The sequence below is a fragment of the Aurantimonas sp. 22II-16-19i genome, assembly GCF_002088275.1.
Classification (GTDB): Bacteria; Pseudomonadota; Alphaproteobacteria; order Rhizobiales; family Rhizobiaceae; genus Jiella.
The window spans coordinates 261,857-279,375 of record NZ_AQQS01000002.1 but is presented as its reverse complement, the minus strand read 5'-3'; the positions used below and the strand labels follow the sequence as shown (position 1 = coordinate 279,375).

The following is a 17,519-nucleotide window of genomic DNA, read 5'->3' as shown; positions in this document are numbered from 1 at the left end:
GACATAACCGTTTCGCCGCGGCGCGACAAGTCCCCCGCGCGGACTGATTTCTCCCGCGCCCACGGATTCTACCGCGACCGGTTCATCGCCGCCATCAACCCCGGTCGCCGCGTCCGCAGGGATCCAGCCCCCACCGCCGATCCGCACGAGCACCGGCGCGGCGGCGCCCCGAGCCGCTTTCGGAATGTCTTGCATCGGTGAAATCGCCGCAATCGAGCGACAGCATGACGACTTGCAGTCCGCCGCGAAAACCTGCTACGGCCCCGCTTCAAACTGCATCGCTCAGGCATTGCCATCCAGTCGGCGACTGAACCATCGTCTTTTTTCGGTTTTCTAGCGAAAGTTGCGCAAAAATGTTTGATCAACGTGAAAAACTTGCCCTATTCATCGACGGTGCCAACCTTTACGCTACGTCGAAAAATCTTGGATTCGATATCGACTACAAGAAGATGCTGACCTGGTTCCAGCGCCAGGCCTATGTGCTTCGCGCCTATTACTATACGGCCCTGATCGAAGACAACGAGTATTCCTCGATCCGCCCGCTGATCGACTGGCTGGATTACAACGGCTACCGCGTGGTGACGAAGCCGGCGAAGGAATTCACCGATCCGTCCGGGCGCCGCAAGATCAAGGGCAACATGGACATCGAGCTGGCCATCGATGCGATGCAGCTGGTCGATACGGTGGATCACTTCGTGCTGTTCTCCGGCGACGGCGATTTCCGCTCGCTGGTCGAGGCGCTGCAGCGCAAGGGCCGCAAGGTGTCCGTCGTCTCGACGCTGACCTCCTCGCCGCCGATGGTCTCCGACGACCTGCGCCGCCAGGCCGACCACTTCATCGACATCGTTACCCTGCGCGGCGAGATCGGCCGCAATCCGGCCGAGCGCGAGGCCCGCATGGCCCGCCGCGCTGAGGCGGAAGCCGAAGACGACGACTACTGAGCCGCAAGAGGCAGCAGCGTCCGTGTCGACATCGACGTCCATAGCGGCAGCCGGCGCCCATCCGGGCCCGGCCCATCCCTTTGCCGACACCCCGGCCGAGCCTTCTCGCGACTGCCCACGCTGCCCACGCCTCGCGGCCTTTCGCGAGGAATGGCGCGCCAAGGAACCGGCCTGGCACAATGCGCCGGTTCCGAGCCTCCTGCCGCCCGGCGGGCCGGACGACGTCCGCCTCCTCGTCGTCGGCCTCGCGCCCGGCCTTCGGGGCGCCAACCGAACCGGCCGCCCCTTCACCGGCGACTATGCCGGCGACCTTCTCTACGCGACGCTGACCCGCTTCGGCTTCGCCAATGGCCGCTTCGCCGCCCGCCCCGACGACGGGCTGGAGCTGATCGGCGCCGCGATCACCAATTCGGTGCGCTGCGTGCCGCCGGAGAACAAGCCCGTCGGCGCCGAGATCAACGCCTGCCGGCCCTTCCTCACCGGGACGATCGACCGCCTGCCCAATCTCGCAGCCGTCGTCACCCTCGGCAAGATCGCCCACGATTCCACCATCCGCACGCTCGGTGGCCGCCTCGCGGCACATCCCTTCCGCCACGCCGGGGCCACGGATCTCGCGGGCCTGCGCATCTTTTCGAGCTATCACTGCTCGCGCTACAACACCAATACCGGCCGGCTGACGACGGAAATGTTCGAGGCGGTGTTCGCAGAGGTGGCGGCGTTTCTGAAGTAGCCCCCCGGCCCGGCCCGGCCCGGCACCGGTCGCATGGCGCACCGGACGTCGTCCGGTCGCCGTCACGGCGTCATGTAGCCCCTCGCCGCGAGAACCAGCTCGTAACCCGAAGGATCCGCGTCGAAGAACAGACCGCCGTCCCGGACCGACTGCTGCGGCAGATAGTCGATCGTCACCTGCGCCGTCTCGACGACCTCGCCGGATCGCTCCAGCCGGCCCTCGACCACCAGCCCGGCCGCGGTGGAGTTGCCCTCGTTGCGCGCCTCGAAGCGCACCAGATGATGGCCCTTCTGCGGGACGATGGCGACGAGCGACACCTCGACCGCCGGCGGCCCCTCCGGCCGAGACCAGCCGATGAAGGCGAGATAGCCCACCATCGCCGCGACGACGGCGAAGCCGGCCGCCGCCGTCAGCCATTCGACCGGCGACGTCGAGGGCGGAGCGGCGGGAGCGTCCGCGGGCGACTGCGGCTGCCGGTCCTCGTCCGTCGCCGTCACAGGATCAGCCTCGCCGCTGCGGCGCCGAGGGCGCCCGGAAAGCCGAGGACGATGGTGGCGCTGAGGATCTCCACCAGCGACGTCTCGTCGGTCCGCCCGAAGATCCACAGCATGGTGAAGCTGATCGCCAGAACCAGCACGTAGCCGACCAGCGTGAAGCGGGCGAAGATGCCGAAGAACGAGGCCGTGCCGTCATGGCCGTGCTCGCCCTTGAAGCTGAGGGAGTAGACGAGGCCGTGCATCAGCACCAGCGAGAGTGCCACCAGCGCCAGCTCGTGCCAGATCGTCATCTGGAAGGCGATCAGCATCATTTCCTCCGTCGGGGCGACGTTGAACGAGACGAACAGCGCGCCCGCCGCCATCAGGAACAACTCGCCCCGATAGCTCGTGCCGGTCTGGCGGGCTTCGTCGGCACCGGCTGATTCCATGCCGAACTGGTCGCGGGCGAGCATCGCGCCCATGCTCGCCGGCACGACCTGGATCGCGATCTTGCCGACGATCTCCTCCACGGACATGTCGAAGCTCAGAACCTTGAACACCGTCAGGGCGAGCACCGCCGTCACCGCCCCGACGAGCAGCGCGACGAAGACGTCCGCGATGTCGTCGCGGATCCGCGTCATCGGCCGAAGCCCGCTGTAGTGCGACAGCCCGGTGAGCAGCGGCACCGCCAGGACGAGGAGCAGCGCCAGCCGCAGCGGATCCACCGAGAAGCCGAGCTGCCACATCTCCATCGTCATCAGCATCGGCAGGGCGAACAGCAGCGCGCCGGCAAAGGCCCGGGCGAGCCCGACGAGGAAAGCGGCGTCCTCGCCGCGCCGGGAGCTGCCTGTCTGCAAGTTCATGCCCTGGAACGTCGCTGGTGGACCTCCGCCCCTAGCTGGAGCACCGCCCCCGCCGTTCAACCGGCCGCGCGGCGGGCGTACCTGCCGGATGGCGACGGTGGTCGTGGCCACTCCCTGGAAACGACAACCGGCGGCGCCCCGTCAGGCGGGCCCCCGCTTCTAAACAACCGCGTGAATCGCCGGCACCATTCCCTCCCCCTCCACCAGCACCGTCGCCACCGTCACCGGCAGCCTGAACCGCCGACGCCCGGCGCTGCCGGGATTGAGATACATCACCCCGCCGAGCGTCTCGATGCCCGGCTTGTGCGAATGGCCTGAGATCACCGCGTCATAGCCCTCCGCCGCCGGATCGAAGGCGAGGTCGCCGCGGTCGTGGATGACGAAGAACCGCCGCCCGAACAGCTCCACCGCCACCGTCTCCGGAAAGCGCCGCGCCCAGCCCGCGATGTCGACATTGCCGCGGATCGCCGTCACCGGCGCGAGCTCTGCCAGCCGCGGCACGATCTGCGCCGCGCCGATGTCGCCGGCATGGATGATGTGCGAAACGCCCTGGAGCAGCGCCAGGGCATCCGGCCGCAACAGGCCGTGGGTGTCCGAGATGATCCCGACGCGTGGCATGGGCTCCGCCGCTCCTTGCATGTTCCCCGGACCGGTCGGCCCGCCCCGCCGACGGAACGGCCATCCCCCCGCCGCGTTCCGGAACCTCAGCGAGCGGAAGGATGGACCATGGCCAAGGCGCAGAAGAAGCAGACGGCGACGACGAAATCGAAAAAGGTCGAGGTCAAGCCGTCGCGCAAGGCGGAGGGCCGGGTCGAGGCGTTCCGCGAGCTGTCGGCCCGCATCGCTTCCGGCGAAGAGATCATGCCGCCGCGCTTCCTCACCGGCCAGGCCCGGCGCGAGCATGTCCGCTCGACCCTGCGGGAGGATCACGCCCAGCGCATCGAGCAGCGCAACGAGGCGGCCCGGATGAAGTTCGACGAGCTCGCGAACGATTTCTTCAAGTTCTTCCGCGGCACCGCGCTCCTGTTCTACCGCGACATGGTCGGCGAGGATGCCGACATGCCCTCGGTGATGGCGCTCGGCGACGTCCATCCGGAAAACTTCGGCGTCATGCCCGACGAGCACGGCGCGCCGATCTTCGGCGTCAACGATTTCGACGAGACGATCTACGCCCCCTTCACTTTCGACCTGAAGCGCGGCGCCGTCGGCTTCTGGATCGCCGCCCGCGAGGAGGGCGGCCTGAAGCGCAAGAAGCGCCGCAAGATCGTCGAGCATTTCGTCAAGGGCTACTTCGCCGCCATGGAGGCCTATGCCGAGCATGCGACGGAGAAGAACGAGAGCTACCGGATGGACAACTCCCCCAAGGTGATCCAGCGGCTGTTCGAGGAGGCCTGGGAGGAGCGCGAGGCCTGGCTCTGGGAGGACTATCTCGACGGCTCCGGCCGCGGCTTTCGCGCCTCCGACGAGTTGCAGCCGATCTCCGGCGAGATCGACAAGTTCCAGAAGGCCATCGACGATCTCGCCAAGGCCAACGGCATCGACGCGCCGAAGCGCGCCGGCGAGCTCAAGGTCAAGGACGTCTGCATGCGCCACGGCCAGGGCACCGCGTCGCTGGGCCTGCCGCGCTACTACGTCCTGATCGAGGGCCCCTCGAAGGACGCCACCGACGACATCATCATCGAGTTCAAGAGCGCCCGGCGCTCCGCCCTCGACGGCATCGCCCCGCCGTCGGACTTCAACGCCGGCGCCAAGGCCGACCGCATCGCCCACGGCCAGGCGGTGCAGCTCGCCCATGGCGACATCTTCTACGGCGCCGTCACCATCGACGGCGAAAGCTTCATGAGCCGCGAGCGCGCCCCCTTCCGCGACGACATCGATCTCGACGAGCTGAGCAACCCCACCTGGAAGGAATACGCCGAGGTCTGCGGCGCGGTGCTGGCCCAGGCCCACGCCCTCTCCGACGATCTCGGCCAGATCGACTACGACATCGAACCCTCCATCGTCGCCGCCGCCACCCCCCGCGCCCTCTTCATCGCCGACCTCGTCCGCTTCGCCGAGGAAGCCTCCGACCGCCTCGAGCAAGACCACGCCTTCTTCCGCGAGGACCACGCGCTGGGGGCGTTTGATAGTATTGATATGGTTTATCGGTGAGGGGGGCCGACGTCGGTGGTCGTCAAGGCGGGATTCGGCTGGAATGGCCGGAAGCTGCCTGGAAGCTTTGGGGTGGGTGAGCGCAGAAATTGGCCATTCGACAATCAACTCAAAGCGACCACCAGGCCAATGACGGGGACGCGGGATAGCTTCCGGCGGGACAAGAGGTATTGGCGCGGTGCACTGCCGTTCGCAGATCCATCACTGAAACGCTTCACGAAATGCTCGCGGATGCAGCTAGGACATGCTTGGCGCTTCAAGCGCGCGATACATCTAGGACCACGACATCGACCCGCCCTTTCAGGTGACTTGACAGTCTAGCCTCAATGGAAGCTTGCAGCTCAGCGGCAGACGCGAAACCATGGCGCTTGCGTCCGGCCACCTCGACCCCCGCCCCGTACCAGACGACGAGGAAGATGCCCTGCTCGTCGGCGTGGGGGTGCATTCCATAGCGGTCAGCGAGTTGCGCACTGGCCGCCGTGAATAAATCGCTGTGCCACTGTCCCTTGCCCTCGATCACGAGCATCCGTGCCTGGCCGGCGACCATCCGGGTTGTGGTGAGGTCACACCGGTTCCGGTCCGCCAACTGGTGCTCGACCACATCGTGCACATCATACGGGGCCAGACGGGGTTCGAGCCATGAGGACACACAGGCCATCGCGCGGACCTCATTCAGGCGTTCGCCGCCGTCATAGAACTGATCGCGCACCTTATTGTGCCCAGCCCGGATGTCCTTCTGCATCTCCTGAAGAAACTCGAGCACGAGCGCACGCAACTGTTCGACACTGGCGGGGAGCCCGGCGTCGAGAGAGGCCGCGACCTCTGCCGGACGGGCGCGCGTCGAGGCCGTCGCTGCCCGACGGCGAAGGTCGGCCCGAATGCTGCGAAGATCGTTGAGGGAGGGCAAAGCAATCGTCTCGGCTAGCAACCTCTCGACGACGGGCAGCGCGACGGCCGGATCGTCCCGACCGATTTGCCAGACGATATCTCGGAGGTAGCGATACGCCGTTTCTCCCCTAGGGCTGCCGGTTCCCCAACTCGACGGGAGGGGGACGACGGGCCACTCGGTGAGATACGTGCGGAGGATTCGCTCGATCTTCGGGGCGGACAACGTCGTCCAGATAGCATCCTCCGCCCGGCCGCGTTCCCGTAGCTGCTCCAGCCACAAGACAGTATCGCGATCTCGTTCCATGTACGCCCAGACGAGTGGATGGACCTCCTGAGAAAACCAGAAGTCGCGGATGAACCAGAAGCGTCTTTGCTTCTCATTTCGATGAGGTAGCATGCCCTCGTTGAGTGCCATGCACCGCTCTCTCATCAACGTAAGCAGTTCTCCCCGATCGCCGTGACCCGCGGCCATGTCGAACAGAGTCTCGAGAGTCTCGAGGGGCAGGTCGGGAAACCGGCGCAGCCATTCGAGCGGAAGAGAGGCACGCAAGTGCTTCAGCGCCGGCTCGCGGTCTAGAAAGTGGAGGTCAGTGTAGGCCGCCGAACCCGATAGCGAGGGCTCTAGATACGAGCGAGCATAGGTTTCCACTTCTTCGGGTGGCAGAGCGACCCGCTGGCGGAGCTCGGCAAGGAATGCCTCCCGTTCACCTTCCGCAAAAGCGCTGTAGCCATGGGTGCCGAGCAGGATGGTTCGAAGAATGTTTGGCGCGACCGTCGCTAGGGTTCCTGTCGCGCGAAATTCCGCGACGGCTCCGGCGAGGAAAATCTGCACCCATCCTTGTTTATCACCTTCCCCAACTTCTCCGACTGAAGGGCAACGATCGCTCAGAGTTAGAAGGCTACGTCTGAGAATGATCTCCGGATCGAACAGACCATGAGTCACTTCAGGAAGCATGTCAGGCTGAATGAGGTAGGTCCTAGCAACATCACAGGTCCATCGAACATTCTCGCCTTGTTCGATCGCCAGCCGATTCTCTCGGAAGAAGGCAGTGTTGGCCTCAGCCAAACGGCGTACTCGTCCCCGCTGCCTTGCTTCGAATCGATATCGTCGTGGCCGATGCTGCTCCCAGTTTTTCTTTAGCGCGCGGTTCATCCTTGCCCATTCGCGCATCAAGATCGGCTTCTCTCGCGCCTGTTCGCGGCAATGCCGGCGTAGATCGACCGGCCCTCGTAATTCGCTGGCAGCATAGTATCGGTGGGACGGTGCAAATACGGTCCAGAGCGAAGGATTGTCGGTCTCGTATGCGAGATCGACTAGCCAGCGCGCATCGCCCTCACGCTGACATAAGCCGGAATGCCCACGGGAGTTCATGACGTCGAAGGCCACGTCGGAGATTTCACTTCGGGACGTCAGCGCCGCAAAGGCGCGTTTATAAAGCGCTCGCCTGAGAGTGTCGTCTGCTTGAAGCGCCGCCACGGAGGCGCTCCGATCGGTCCCAATCTGGCCGTGAAATTGGAGGCTTCGTACCCATCTCCAAACCCGATCAGGATCATGGAGGCTACGAGCACGTTCGAAATAGTTGTCGAGGAGCAGGCCCACGATCTTGCTGATGCCGTCGCGGCAGTGGCAGCGGTATCGCTCCTGACCACAGATGCAGCGGAGCCCATCCGTCAGATCATCCAGCAGTCGGACCGTGAGATCAAGGGCGAGTTCCCCGACGAGCCGCTTGATGAAGTATCGCTCGCCAATGACACGCGAACGGTCAAAACGATCTGTCGGGTAAAGGCCGGCGGAAGCCTGAAGTGCCGAGCGGAGCGGCTCGTAGGGCGCCGCGTCTGCCATCTTCATGAAGATCTCGGAGGCCAACCGGAGGGCATCGAGGTCCCGCATGGCCACGAGACTTCGAAGTGCTTCGTCCAGCTCGTAAGTGCTGTCACCTAACAAGCAGGACAGTGCATTGAGGCGAGGACCAATATAGGCGTTTTCATCGAGGAGAATGGCTTCGAGTTCAGGCCGAAGTTCGACAACGGCGGGAGATCCGACGAGAAGCTCCAGCAGCAATCCTCTAAGGTGCCCATCAGCCGATGCGGCGAGCATCGGCCGGACTGCGTGAACTACGTTTCCGGTGAAGAAGCCGGATGCACTGAAGGTCCGCCATCTGTCGCTGCGGCGGAAGTAGGGGTCGTCAGCGTTCAGATCAGCCAGTGCGCCGATCAGCTTCATCCGTGAGGTCGAGGTAAGCCGCGACGGATCGCCGTTGGACAACACTGCATAGGGATCGAGCGCAATCGCCGCGTCCTGGATCGTCTGAGGCCCTAAAGCGGCCACCCAGCCCAATAGCCCGCGCAGATCATCCCGCACCGTTCCGTTCGGAGCGACCAAGGCGAGACATTGCGTGATCGTCAAACGGTACGACGGATCGCCGATGCGGCCGACAAGATGTTTCGCTGCCCCGTATTCAGCGACTATCCTATGGACCGGCTCGTGCTGGTTCGTCGCCCCCCCCCCGGGCGAAAAAGCCTCGTCCCCAAAACGGATGGCGGCCCATCACCGCCCATACCAATGGTCTCGAACTGCGGATGGAGGTCGTCCTCTGCGATATCGCCCAAAGCGATGCCATCCGCACCGGAAAGGAGCAGTTTCGAGAAGACCTCGTTCGCCCATGCAATGCGCGCCTGACGTGCCGGCGCCCCCCGCGTTGTGACGTCCGGGTTTGACTCTTTCGCGAGGTTCTCGACTGCTAGGGTGAAAACGCCATCCCGCGATGTCAATCGTCCGTCGGCTTCGTCGTAGGCGCCCGCGAAGAGCCGCAGGAACTCGGGATTGCCCAGGAGGTGGTGGAGATCGAACTGGTGTATCCCCCTATAGAACGCATCGAATGAGCGGTCGGGGTGGAGGTGCTCGAAGAGCCGTCGCTGTTCTCCCTCGTCCAGCGGCACGAGATGAGCGACCATTGGTTCTATCCCGAAGATCTCCTTGGTGAGTCCGGTCCGGGCATCCTCCCACTCGCCAGAACGGCTTGAGAGGAGAACGCGTTCGGGCTCTGAATCTCGGATTTTGTGCAGAATGTCGTGCACGCGAGCTTCGCCAACACGCGCCACCTCGTCGAATGCGTCTACGATGAGGAGTGCGGACCGGGTGGAATTCCGTACGGTGCTAGCCCGTATGCGCGTCCCTCCCAGCCTTCGGGCCGCGCTGGCGAGTAGCTCGGTCTTCCCTGCGCCGGGTTCGGCAAGAACAATGGCGAGGCCCGGCTCAACGAGAAGCTCCGCCTCGGGCATTGTCCTATCTCTTACGCGGAGAGTGCGGGGAATATGAAAGGGCGTAGAAATGAGCGCTCCGAGGCTTGGGTTCACATTGCCACTGTAGTTGCAGCGAGTGAAAAGTAACAATCTAAGTCGCGAAGAGACAGCGGCAGATTCAGAAAAATAGCGATGGCAACCGGAGGATCGTGCGCGGCCAACTCTTCCATCTAGGCCCTGTTGCAAAACCCGAACGGGGACGATTCGGTCCTTTTTTGTTCTCTCTCAGGCTGAAATGAATCGGCCAGAAATTTTGCGCCTTACTGGCGTTTACGCATCTGGCAAGAACGTTCAGTTTCAAGCGGCAGACACGATGATTATAACGGCCGAGATGGGCGCAGGGCTGATTTCCGGCCTCCATCACCAAGCGCCCCTCGTCCTTCGACAGGCTCAGGATGAGGGGCTACTGGGACCACCCTGTGGCAACGTCGGCGTGGGCGTCGACCCGTCAATATCTTCGGCCGACGCCGTGATGGGCGCAACCGTTCTCGTCCCTCATCCTGAGCCAGTCGAAGGACGAGGGAAGAGAGCGAGCGCCAAAAAGATATCCCCGCCCCCACCTACGCGCCCTACGATCCTCTCGCCGTCTTCCCGAGGGACACGAATGATCGCCGGGATCGTTCGGGAAGACGGGCGGTGTCCGCGGCGTGGCCCCTTCCGGAGGGTTGTTCACGGCTCGGACGGGTTCGAGGCTCCGCCGGCCCCTCGCGTACTACGGCGCGGGTGCGGATCGGGCCGCTACAACGGGAGGCCCTGAAAAGGGGGCTCCCGTGAAGCGCCGGCAGCCGGTGAGCGCATTCGGTGCGGCCCTGCGGCGAAAGCCCAAGGGACCACGCAGGATGTGGCAAGCCAGAAGGGCCCGAAAAGACACCGTGCGGAACGCCGGAGGCGAGCCGTTAGACTAGATTATCGGAGGGCTTGCCTCCGGCGTTCCGCTGCCCCTCCGTTCGGGGCGGCCAGACATCGCCGCGGCGCGTCTCGAAGCGCCCCGGCAAAGGGACTGCAGCCAATCTCGGGGCGCACCGCGCCGCCGGGCATTTTCGCACGCGTTCTCTTCGGGCGCCGCGGTCATCGGTGTCGCCGCGAGCGGGAGCATCCGGCGCCGGGGACGGAGAGAGGGAGCGGCCGCGCCTCAGCCTTCCTTCAGGATCCGCGCCTTCTGGCGGTTCCATTCGCGTTCCTTGATGGTCTGGCGCTTGTCGGGGGCGTTCTTGCCCTTGGCGACGGCGAGTTCCATCTTGGCCATGCCGCGCTCGTCGAAATAGATCTTCAGCGGCACCAGCGTCATGCCGTCCCGCTGCACGGCGCCGGCGAGCTTGTTCAGCTGGGTCCGGTGGACCAGCAGCTTGCGGCGGCGCTTCGGGTTGTGGTTGAAGCGGTTGGCCTGCAGATATTCCGGCAGGTTGGAATTGATCAGCCAGAGCTCGCCCTGCTCTTCCGTCGCATAGGCCTCGGCGATCGACGCCTTGCCCTCGCGCAGCGACTTCACCTCGGTGCCGGTGAGGACGAGCCCCGCCTCCAGCGTCTCGATGATCTCGTAGTTGAACCGCGCCTTGCGGTTTTCGGCCGCGATGTTGGAATCGGCGGGTTTCTTCTTGGCCATGGTGCGATGCAGTACGCGAAAAGCGCACGTCCTTCTGAGTTGGGGCGGGTCGTCGTCTCGACCCGACATCTGGTCCCTGCCGGCCCCCACCGCCAGAGGGAGCACCGCCAGAGGGACCGCCGGCACGCAGCCGCCCCGTGCCAGGCCCTCTCGCCGCGTGTCCTGGCACGGCAGGCGGGAGCGCGGGGCTGGAGCGTCAGTTCAGGAGGCCGGCATGGGCGAGCGCCCGGTCGATCGTCTCGGCGGTGGATGCCTCGATGGGCACCAGCGGCAGGCGGACGGAATTTGCCACCTTGCCGAGCTTTTCCAGCGCGTATTTGACGCCCGTCGGGCTCGGCTCGATGAACAGCGCCTTGTGCAGCGGCATCAGCCTGTCCTGGATCTCGACCGCGCCCGCATAGTCGCCGCGGGCGCAGGCGGCCTGCATTTCGGCGCAGAGCCGCGGGGCGACATTCGCCGTCACCGAGATGCAGCCATGGCCGCCATGGGCGTTGAAGCCGAGCGCCGTCGCGTCCTCGCCGGAGAGCTGGACGAAATCCTTGCCGCAGGTCAGCCGCTGCTCGGAGACCCGGTCGACCTTGGCCGTGGCATCCTTGACGCCGACGATATTGGCGAAGTCCGCCGCCAGCCGGCCCATGGTTTCCGGCGTCATGTCGATGATCGAGCGACCCGGAATGTTGTAGATCAGGATCGGCAGCGACACCGCCTTGGCCACCGCCGCGTAATGGGCATAGAGGCCGCGCTGGTTCGGCTTGTTGTAATAGGGCGTCACCACCAGGAGCCCGTCGGCCCCGGCCTTCTCGGCGAAGACCGCAAGGTCGATCGCCTCGTCGGTGTTGTTGGAGCCGGCCCCGGCGATCACGGGAACGCGACCCGCCGCGACCTTGACGCAGAGCTCGACGACGCGCTTGTGTTCGTCATGGCTGAGGGTGGGGCTCTCTCCCGTTGTGCCGACCGGAACGACCCCGCTCGAGCCTTCCGCGATCTGCCATTCGACGAAGTCGGCAAAGACCTGTTCGGCGAGGCCGCCGTCCTTGTCGAACGGCGTCACCAGCGCCGGAATCGAGCCCTTGAACATGTTATATCCACCCTTCGGGACTGTGCCCCGCGAATTTTGTTCTGTTTGCCGGAGAACCGCCAGCCGTCGCCCCGAGCGGCCCGATCGATCCTCCCCCGAGCGGGGCGTGAACCGTCGCCGACCCTTCGCTGGAAGCGCGACCATATTGAAGCTCCGGGGAGGAGACAAGCGGGGTCGTCATTTGCCGGGGTACCGGCGAAAAGCCTGCTGGTAACACGGCCTTAACGGCGATCGTGAGATTGTCGGCAACCATGCCGGAAGACATCGCCCCGGCGCTTCGCCCGATTTCCGACACCCGATGAGGATGTCCATGCCGAGACTTCCGCGTATCACCCGATGCCTGCTGATGACGCTCGCGGCGTCGCTGATCGTGCAGCCGAGCCTGGCGCAGCCGGGACTTCTGCCCGAGGTCGGCCCGCTGCCGAGCGGCCGGCCCGCCGGCCTCACCGGCAGCATGGGGGCCGGCGTCGGCCTCGATGCCGGACGCTTCGGCGCGCCGGCCGCCGCGGTGCCGGCGGACATCCCGATCCCGCGCCGCCCGCCGGCCGAGATGCCGTCAGGAACCAGCGCCTTCACCGCCTCGATCGCGGCGATGCCGCGGGCCGTCAATCCGGTCCGGCCGGTCGAGGGCGATCTGAAGAACGGGCTGCAGGCGCTCTCCGACAACAACGCCCTGCGCGCCCGGGCCATCCGCGAGGGCATGACCCCCGGCTCCCTCGACCGGGAGATCCTCACCTGGGCGATCGCCCTCACCGGCGGCAGGGACGTGCCGGCGATCGAGATCGCCAATGCCGCCCGCACGCTCGCCGGCTGGCCGGGCATGAAGGACCTGCGGATCAATTCCGAAAAGGCCATCTGGCGCGAGAATCACGGCCCGCGAGAGGTTCTGGCCGCTTTCGCCAACAGCACGCCGGAGAGCCCGCAGGGCGCGATGGCCCTCGCCAGGGCCTATCTCGGCGTCGGCGAAGTGGGCCGCGCCAAGCAGCTGATCGCCCGGACCTGGCGCAGCGAGGTGATGGACACCTCGCTCGAGCGCACGATGCTGTCGACCTTCGGCACGCTGATCGGGCCCGCCGATCACAAGGCGCGCATGGACATGCTGCTCTACCGCGAACGGGTGAGCGACGCCGCGCGGGTCGCCAAGCTCGCCGGCGCGCGCGAGCTCTATGCCGCCCGCACCGCCGTCATCCGCGGCGAGGGCAATGCCGGGCGGCTGCTTGCGGCGGTGCCGCGGTCCCAGCGCTCCGATCCCGGCTATCTGCTCGCCCTCGTCGAATACAACCGCAAGGCCGGCAAGGTCGACGAGGCCGCCGAGATCATCGCCAATGCGCCGCGCGATCCGGCGGTCCTCATCGATCCCGACGCCTGGTGGAACGAGCGGCGCATCGTCGCCCGCGACCTTCTCGATCTCGGCAAGGCGAAACAGGCCTACCGGGTCGCGGCAGGCCATTCGGCGGCCGATTCCACCGAGGCGGTGGAGGCCGAGTTCCACGCCGGCTGGATCGCGATGCGCTTCCTGCGCGATCCCGGGACGGCGTCCCGCCACTTCGCCCGCATCGTCCAGATGTCGAACAAGCCGCTGTCGCTGTCGCGGGGCTACTACTGGCTCGGCCGCGCCGCCGAGGCCGGCGGCGGCGGCGATGCCCGCGGCTACTACCAGCGCGCCGCCCATTACGGCGCGACCTATTACGGCCAGCTCGCCGCCTCGCGGCTCGGCCACAGGCCCGGCGCGATCGAGTTCCCCAACCCGAGCTCGGCCGACCGCAGCCGCTTCGCCTCGCGCCCGGCCGTCCGGGCGATCCAGCGGCTGGAGCAGATCGGCTCCGACTGGCGCGCCGACATCCTCTACCGCGATCTCGCCCGCGAGCTCGACAGTCCCGGCGAACTCGCCCTTCTCTCGGTCATGGCAGAGCGGCGCGGCGACCACCATCTCGTCCTGCAGGTCGGCAAGATCTCCTACTGGCGCGGTATCGACGCCCCCGCCCTCGCCTTCCCGATCGGCGTCATCCCCGCGAGCGCCAACATCTCGGCCTCGGGCAAGGCGCTCGCCTATGCCATCGCCCGGCAGGAGAGCGCCTTCAACCCGAAGGCCCGCTCGCCGGTGGGCGCCCTCGGCCTCTTGCAGCTGATGCCGGGGACGGCCAAGAGCATGGCCCGCAAGGTCGGCGTCGCCTACTCGCCCCAGCGCCTGACCTCGGACCCCGCCTACAATGCCACCCTCGGGGCGCAGTATCTCGGCGACCAGATCGACAACTTCAACGGCTCCTACGTCCTCACCTTCGCCGCCTACAATGCCGGTCCGCGGCGCGCCCGCGAGTGGATCGAGCGCTTCGGCGATCCGCGCGGCATGTCGCTGGACCAGGTGGTCGACTGGGTGGAGCGCATCCCCTTCACCGAGACGCGCAACTACGTCCAGCGGATCATGGAGAACTACCAGGTCTACAAGATGCGCCTCGGCGCGCCCTTCTCCATCGAGAGCGACCTCGTCAACGGCCGGCGCGGCTGAGGCAAGGCGGGCCGTTGCGCGACCTTGCGCCACGGCCGCCGCTTCGGCTTGGACTGCACCGAAATTCGCTTCACCCGGCTCGCATTCGCCCGGCCGCGCCATAGCTCGACGATGATCGGCGGCGGAGACGCTTCTCCACTGCTACTTTCCGGAGAGGCGGCCATGGCACCGACGGACGGCGAACCGTTCTTCTTCGACCACGACGGGCTGCGACTGGCGGGCCGGTTCTGGGGCGGGATCGGACAGAGTGGCGATGACGGGGCGCCCGCTCCGCTGCCGATCGTCTGCCTGCCCGGCCTCACCCGCAATTCCCGCGACTTTGCAGAACTCGCCCGGCTGATCCGTGAGCCGGATCCCACGCGTCCAGTCTTATCCTTCGACTTTCGCGGCCGCGGCCTGTCGCAATATGCAGAAGGCCCCGAAGCCTACACGGTGCCGGCCGAAGCCGCAGACACCCTCGCCGGCCTCGACCATCTCGGCATTTCCCGCGCGGTCTTCGTCGGCACGTCCCGCGGCGCACTGGTCATCCACCTGATCGCGGCGATGCGCCTTTCAGCCATCGCCGGCGCGGTCTTCAACGACGCCGGCCCGCGCATCGAGACCGAGGGGCTCAGGCAGATCCGCGACACGGTGGGGATGGTCGAATCCTTTGCCAACTGGGAAAGCGCGGCCAACGCGGTGGCGGCCTCGCTCGGTCCCAGCTTTCCCGCCGCGTCGCGTCAGGACTTCGAGCGCATGGCCCGTGCCGGCTTCACCGAGCGCGGTGGCCGGATCCTGGGCAACTACGATCTCCGGCTCCTCGAGCCGCTGCGGGCGATGGATCTTAGCGCCGACCTGCCGGAACTCTGGGCCTTCTTCGACCTGATGAAGGCGATACCGCTGCTCGTCATCCGCGGCGAGACCTCCGCGCTGTTCAGCCGCGCGACCGTTGCCGCGATGACGGAGCGCCACGACGATCTCGAAGCGATAGAAGTCGCCGGCCAGGGCCATGCGCCGTTCCTGGAGAGCGGTGGCTTACCGGAGCGAATACGGGGATTTGCGCAGCGATGCCTTTGACGAGTGCCGGAGCAGAAGACCCATCATCCTGAGGGGCTAAGCCGAGCGCAGCGACGCTGAGCCTCGAAGGACGAGGGGCTTCTGCCGGCACCGCGTTGCCTCACTCCCCCGGCAGAAGCAGCGCCTGGCGGTTCTCGGCCGCGCGGTAGACGCCGAGATTGCGGTATTCGGCGGAGAAGAATCGCAACTCCTCCAGCGCCCGGCCGAGCGCCGGGTCGTGGGGATGGCCCTCGACATCGGCGTAGAACAGCGTCGCCGAGAAGCTGCCGCCCAGCTGGTAGCTCTCCAGCTTGGTCATGTTGATGCCGTTGGTGGCAAAGCCTCCCAGCGCCTTGTAGAGCGCCGCCGGGATGTTCTTCACCCGGAAGACGAAGGTGGTCACCACGTCGCGGCTGATCATCTGGCGGCCGTCGTCGCTTTTTTCGGGATCGCGGGCCGCCCACAGGCTGAGGCGCTGCTCGTCAGGGTCGGCGAAGGGCTGCTGGGACGGATTGGCCAGGATGACGAAGCGGGTGACGTTGTTCGAGGCATCCTCGACGTCCTCCTCGAGGATCGACAGGCCGTAATAGTCCGCCGCAAGACGCGGCGCGAGCGCCGCGCGCGTCCGGTCGCCGGCTTCCGACACCTCGCGGGCCGCTCCCGCGGTGTCGCCCGAGACCTGCGGCTTCCAGCCATTGGCGCGCAGATATTTGCGGCACTGGCCGAGGGCGTGGATGTGGCTGGCGACGCTGCGGATCTCGGTGCGGCGGACGCCCGGCAGCGCCATCAGCTGGAAATGGATCGGCATGAAGTGTTCGCCGACGATCTGCAGCCCCGAATCGGGCATCAGCAGATGGATGTCGGCGACCCGGCCGGCGAGCGTGTTCTCGATCGGGATCATCGCCCGCTCGACCCGCCGCTCGCGGCCCTCATGCTCCACCGTGCCGTTCTTCAGCGCCGCGAAGGCGTCGTCGAAGGACGGACAGGGCAGCGCCTCGTAGGCCTCGCCGAACACGTCCCTGACAGCCATGTCGGAATTGGCACCGGGTTCGCCCTGAAAGGCGATCATCGGGCGGTCGTCGGCCATCGTCATGCTCCCAGGATCTGGCGCGCCCGGTCGAGATCGTCCGGACCATCGACGCCGAGGGGGACGGTATCGACGATTTCGGCATCGATTCGCATCCCGTTCTCCAGCGCCCGCAGTTGTTCGAGCTTCTCGCGCTTCTCCAGAACAGACTGGGAGAGCCCGACGAAGCGCTCGAGGCTTTCGCGCCGATAGGCGTAGAGCCCGATATGGTGGTAGTGCGGCCCCTCGCCCCAGGGCGCGGTGGCGCGGGTGAAGTAGAGCGCGCGCAGACGCTCCGGCCCGATCGGCGAGCCGACCAGCTTGACGACGTTCGGGTTCGTGCGCTCGTCGTCGTGGCGGATCTCGGCGGCGAGCGTCGCGATGTCGCAGGCCGGATCCTCGAACGGCACGAGCACCCGGCGAATCGCCTCCGGATCGATCGTCGGCAGGTCGCCCTGGACGTTGATGATCGTTTCGGCGCCGCCTTGCGGATCAACTTTCTGCAAGGCTTCGTGAATGCGGTCCGAGCCCGACTGGTGCCCGGTGGACGTCATGACCGCCTCGAAGCCGGCCGCCTCGACCTCTTTCAGGATCTCCTCGGCATCGGTGGCGACGACGACGCGCCCGCAGCCCGCAGCCGCGGCCCGCTCGGCCACATGCACCACCATGGGGCGGCCGGCGATGACCGCCAGCGCCTTCTTCGGAAGCCGCGTCGAGCCGAGCCGCGCGGGGATGAGAACGAGTGTCGACATGAGACTTTCGCTGAACCGTGACGAGGTTTGACCGGAGCTTGAGTCCCACATTAGAAAGTGACAAAAAGCCCCGCTGCCGGGCTATCTACAGGTGTTGCCATGAATCGGCAAAACACCTAGGGTCCGG

At 66.2% G+C, this 17,519-nt stretch carries 14 protein-coding genes; 5 read left to right on the top strand and 9 right to left on the bottom strand.

The annotated features are described in order from the left end of the window. The first annotated feature begins 353 nt into the window (after positions 1–353). Entirely contained in the window at positions 354–941 is a 588-nt protein-coding gene (locus ATO4_RS03860) for an NYN domain-containing protein (protein WP_083590083.1), read from the top strand. Positions 942–981: 40 nt separating this feature from the next. Next, the gene (locus ATO4_RS03855) at positions 982–1,671 is read left to right on the top strand and encodes a uracil-DNA glycosylase (RefSeq protein ID WP_139802248.1); all 690 of its coding nucleotides are present in this window, start codon (positions 982–984) and stop codon (positions 1,669–1,671) included. A gap of 62 nt (positions 1,672–1,733) precedes the next feature. Here ATO4_RS03855 and ATO4_RS03850 read toward each other — a convergent pair whose 3' ends face one another. The 3 genes from ATO4_RS03850 to ATO4_RS03840 all read right to left on the bottom strand — a co-directional run bounded on the left by ATO4_RS03850 (position 1,734) and on the right by ATO4_RS03840 (position 3,628). Then, positions 1,734–2,168, bottom strand: coding sequence for a TIGR02588 family protein (locus tag ATO4_RS03850; RefSeq protein ID WP_083590081.1), 435 nt, complete (start codon positions 2,166–2,168; stop codon positions 1,734–1,736). Then, positions 2,165–3,010, bottom strand: a complete 846-nt coding sequence (locus ATO4_RS03845; RefSeq protein ID WP_083590080.1) for a TIGR02587 family membrane protein — start codon at positions 3,008–3,010, stop codon at positions 2,165–2,167. The genes ATO4_RS03850 and ATO4_RS03845 overlap by 4 nt, the downstream gene beginning before the upstream one ends. A 159-nt stretch (positions 3,011–3,169) precedes the next feature. Next, on the bottom strand, positions 3,170–3,628 hold the full coding sequence (locus tag ATO4_RS03840) for a metallophosphoesterase family protein (RefSeq protein ID WP_083590079.1): 459 nt from the start codon (positions 3,626–3,628) through the stop codon (positions 3,170–3,172). Between the two features lie 108 nt (positions 3,629–3,736). Here ATO4_RS03840 and ATO4_RS03835 point away from each other — a divergent pair, with 108 nt between their 5' ends. Beyond that, positions 3,737–5,161, top strand: a complete 1,425-nt coding sequence (locus ATO4_RS03835) for a DUF2252 family protein (RefSeq protein WP_083590078.1) — start codon at positions 3,737–3,739, stop codon at positions 5,159–5,161. A gap of 256 nt (positions 5,162–5,417) precedes the next feature. Here the strand turns inward: ATO4_RS03835 and ATO4_RS26865 are convergent, their stop codons facing one another. From ATO4_RS26865 to dapA, 4 genes are all read right to left on the bottom strand, one after another. Next, complete coding sequence (locus ATO4_RS26865; RefSeq protein ID WP_139802231.1) at positions 5,418–8,456, bottom strand: hypothetical protein; 3,039 nt, start codon at positions 8,454–8,456, stop codon at positions 5,418–5,420. 59 nt (positions 8,457–8,515) lie between these two features. Continuing rightward, complete coding sequence (locus tag ATO4_RS03820; protein WP_083590075.1) at positions 8,516–9,331, bottom strand: hypothetical protein; 816 nt, start codon at positions 9,329–9,331, stop codon at positions 8,516–8,518. A gap of 1,153 nt (positions 9,332–10,484) precedes the next feature. Next, positions 10,485–10,955, bottom strand: a complete 471-nt coding sequence (gene smpB, locus ATO4_RS03815) for an SsrA-binding protein SmpB (protein ID WP_083590074.1) — start codon at positions 10,953–10,955, stop codon at positions 10,485–10,487. Positions 10,956–11,151: 196 nt separating this feature from the next. Then, positions 11,152–12,033, bottom strand: coding sequence for a 4-hydroxy-tetrahydrodipicolinate synthase (gene dapA, locus ATO4_RS03810; RefSeq protein WP_083590073.1), 882 nt, complete (start codon positions 12,031–12,033; stop codon positions 11,152–11,154). Positions 12,034–12,379: 346 nt separating this feature from the next. Between dapA and ATO4_RS03805 the strand changes: the two genes are divergently transcribed. Continuing rightward, positions 12,380–14,539: a lytic transglycosylase domain-containing protein gene (locus ATO4_RS03805; protein WP_083590072.1), complete on the top strand. Its 2,160-nt coding sequence runs from the start codon at positions 12,380–12,382 to the stop codon at positions 14,537–14,539. Between the two features lie 162 nt (positions 14,540–14,701). After that, positions 14,702–15,595 (top strand): alpha/beta hydrolase, encoded by an 894-nt coding sequence (locus ATO4_RS03800; RefSeq protein WP_176222849.1) that lies wholly within the window; start codon positions 14,702–14,704, stop codon positions 15,593–15,595. Positions 15,596–15,695: 100 nt separating this feature from the next. On the opposite strand, the gene ATO4_RS03795 is transcribed toward ATO4_RS03800, so the two are convergent. After that, positions 15,696–16,667, bottom strand: coding sequence for a prephenate dehydratase (locus ATO4_RS03795; protein ID WP_083590070.1), 972 nt, complete (start codon positions 16,665–16,667; stop codon positions 15,696–15,698). Next, positions 16,664–17,392: a 3-deoxy-manno-octulosonate cytidylyltransferase gene (locus tag ATO4_RS03790; RefSeq protein ID WP_083590069.1), complete on the bottom strand. Its 729-nt coding sequence runs from the start codon at positions 17,390–17,392 to the stop codon at positions 16,664–16,666. Before ATO4_RS03790 ends, ATO4_RS03795 begins: the two co-directional genes overlap by 4 nt. Positions 17,393–17,519 lie beyond the last annotated feature (127 nt).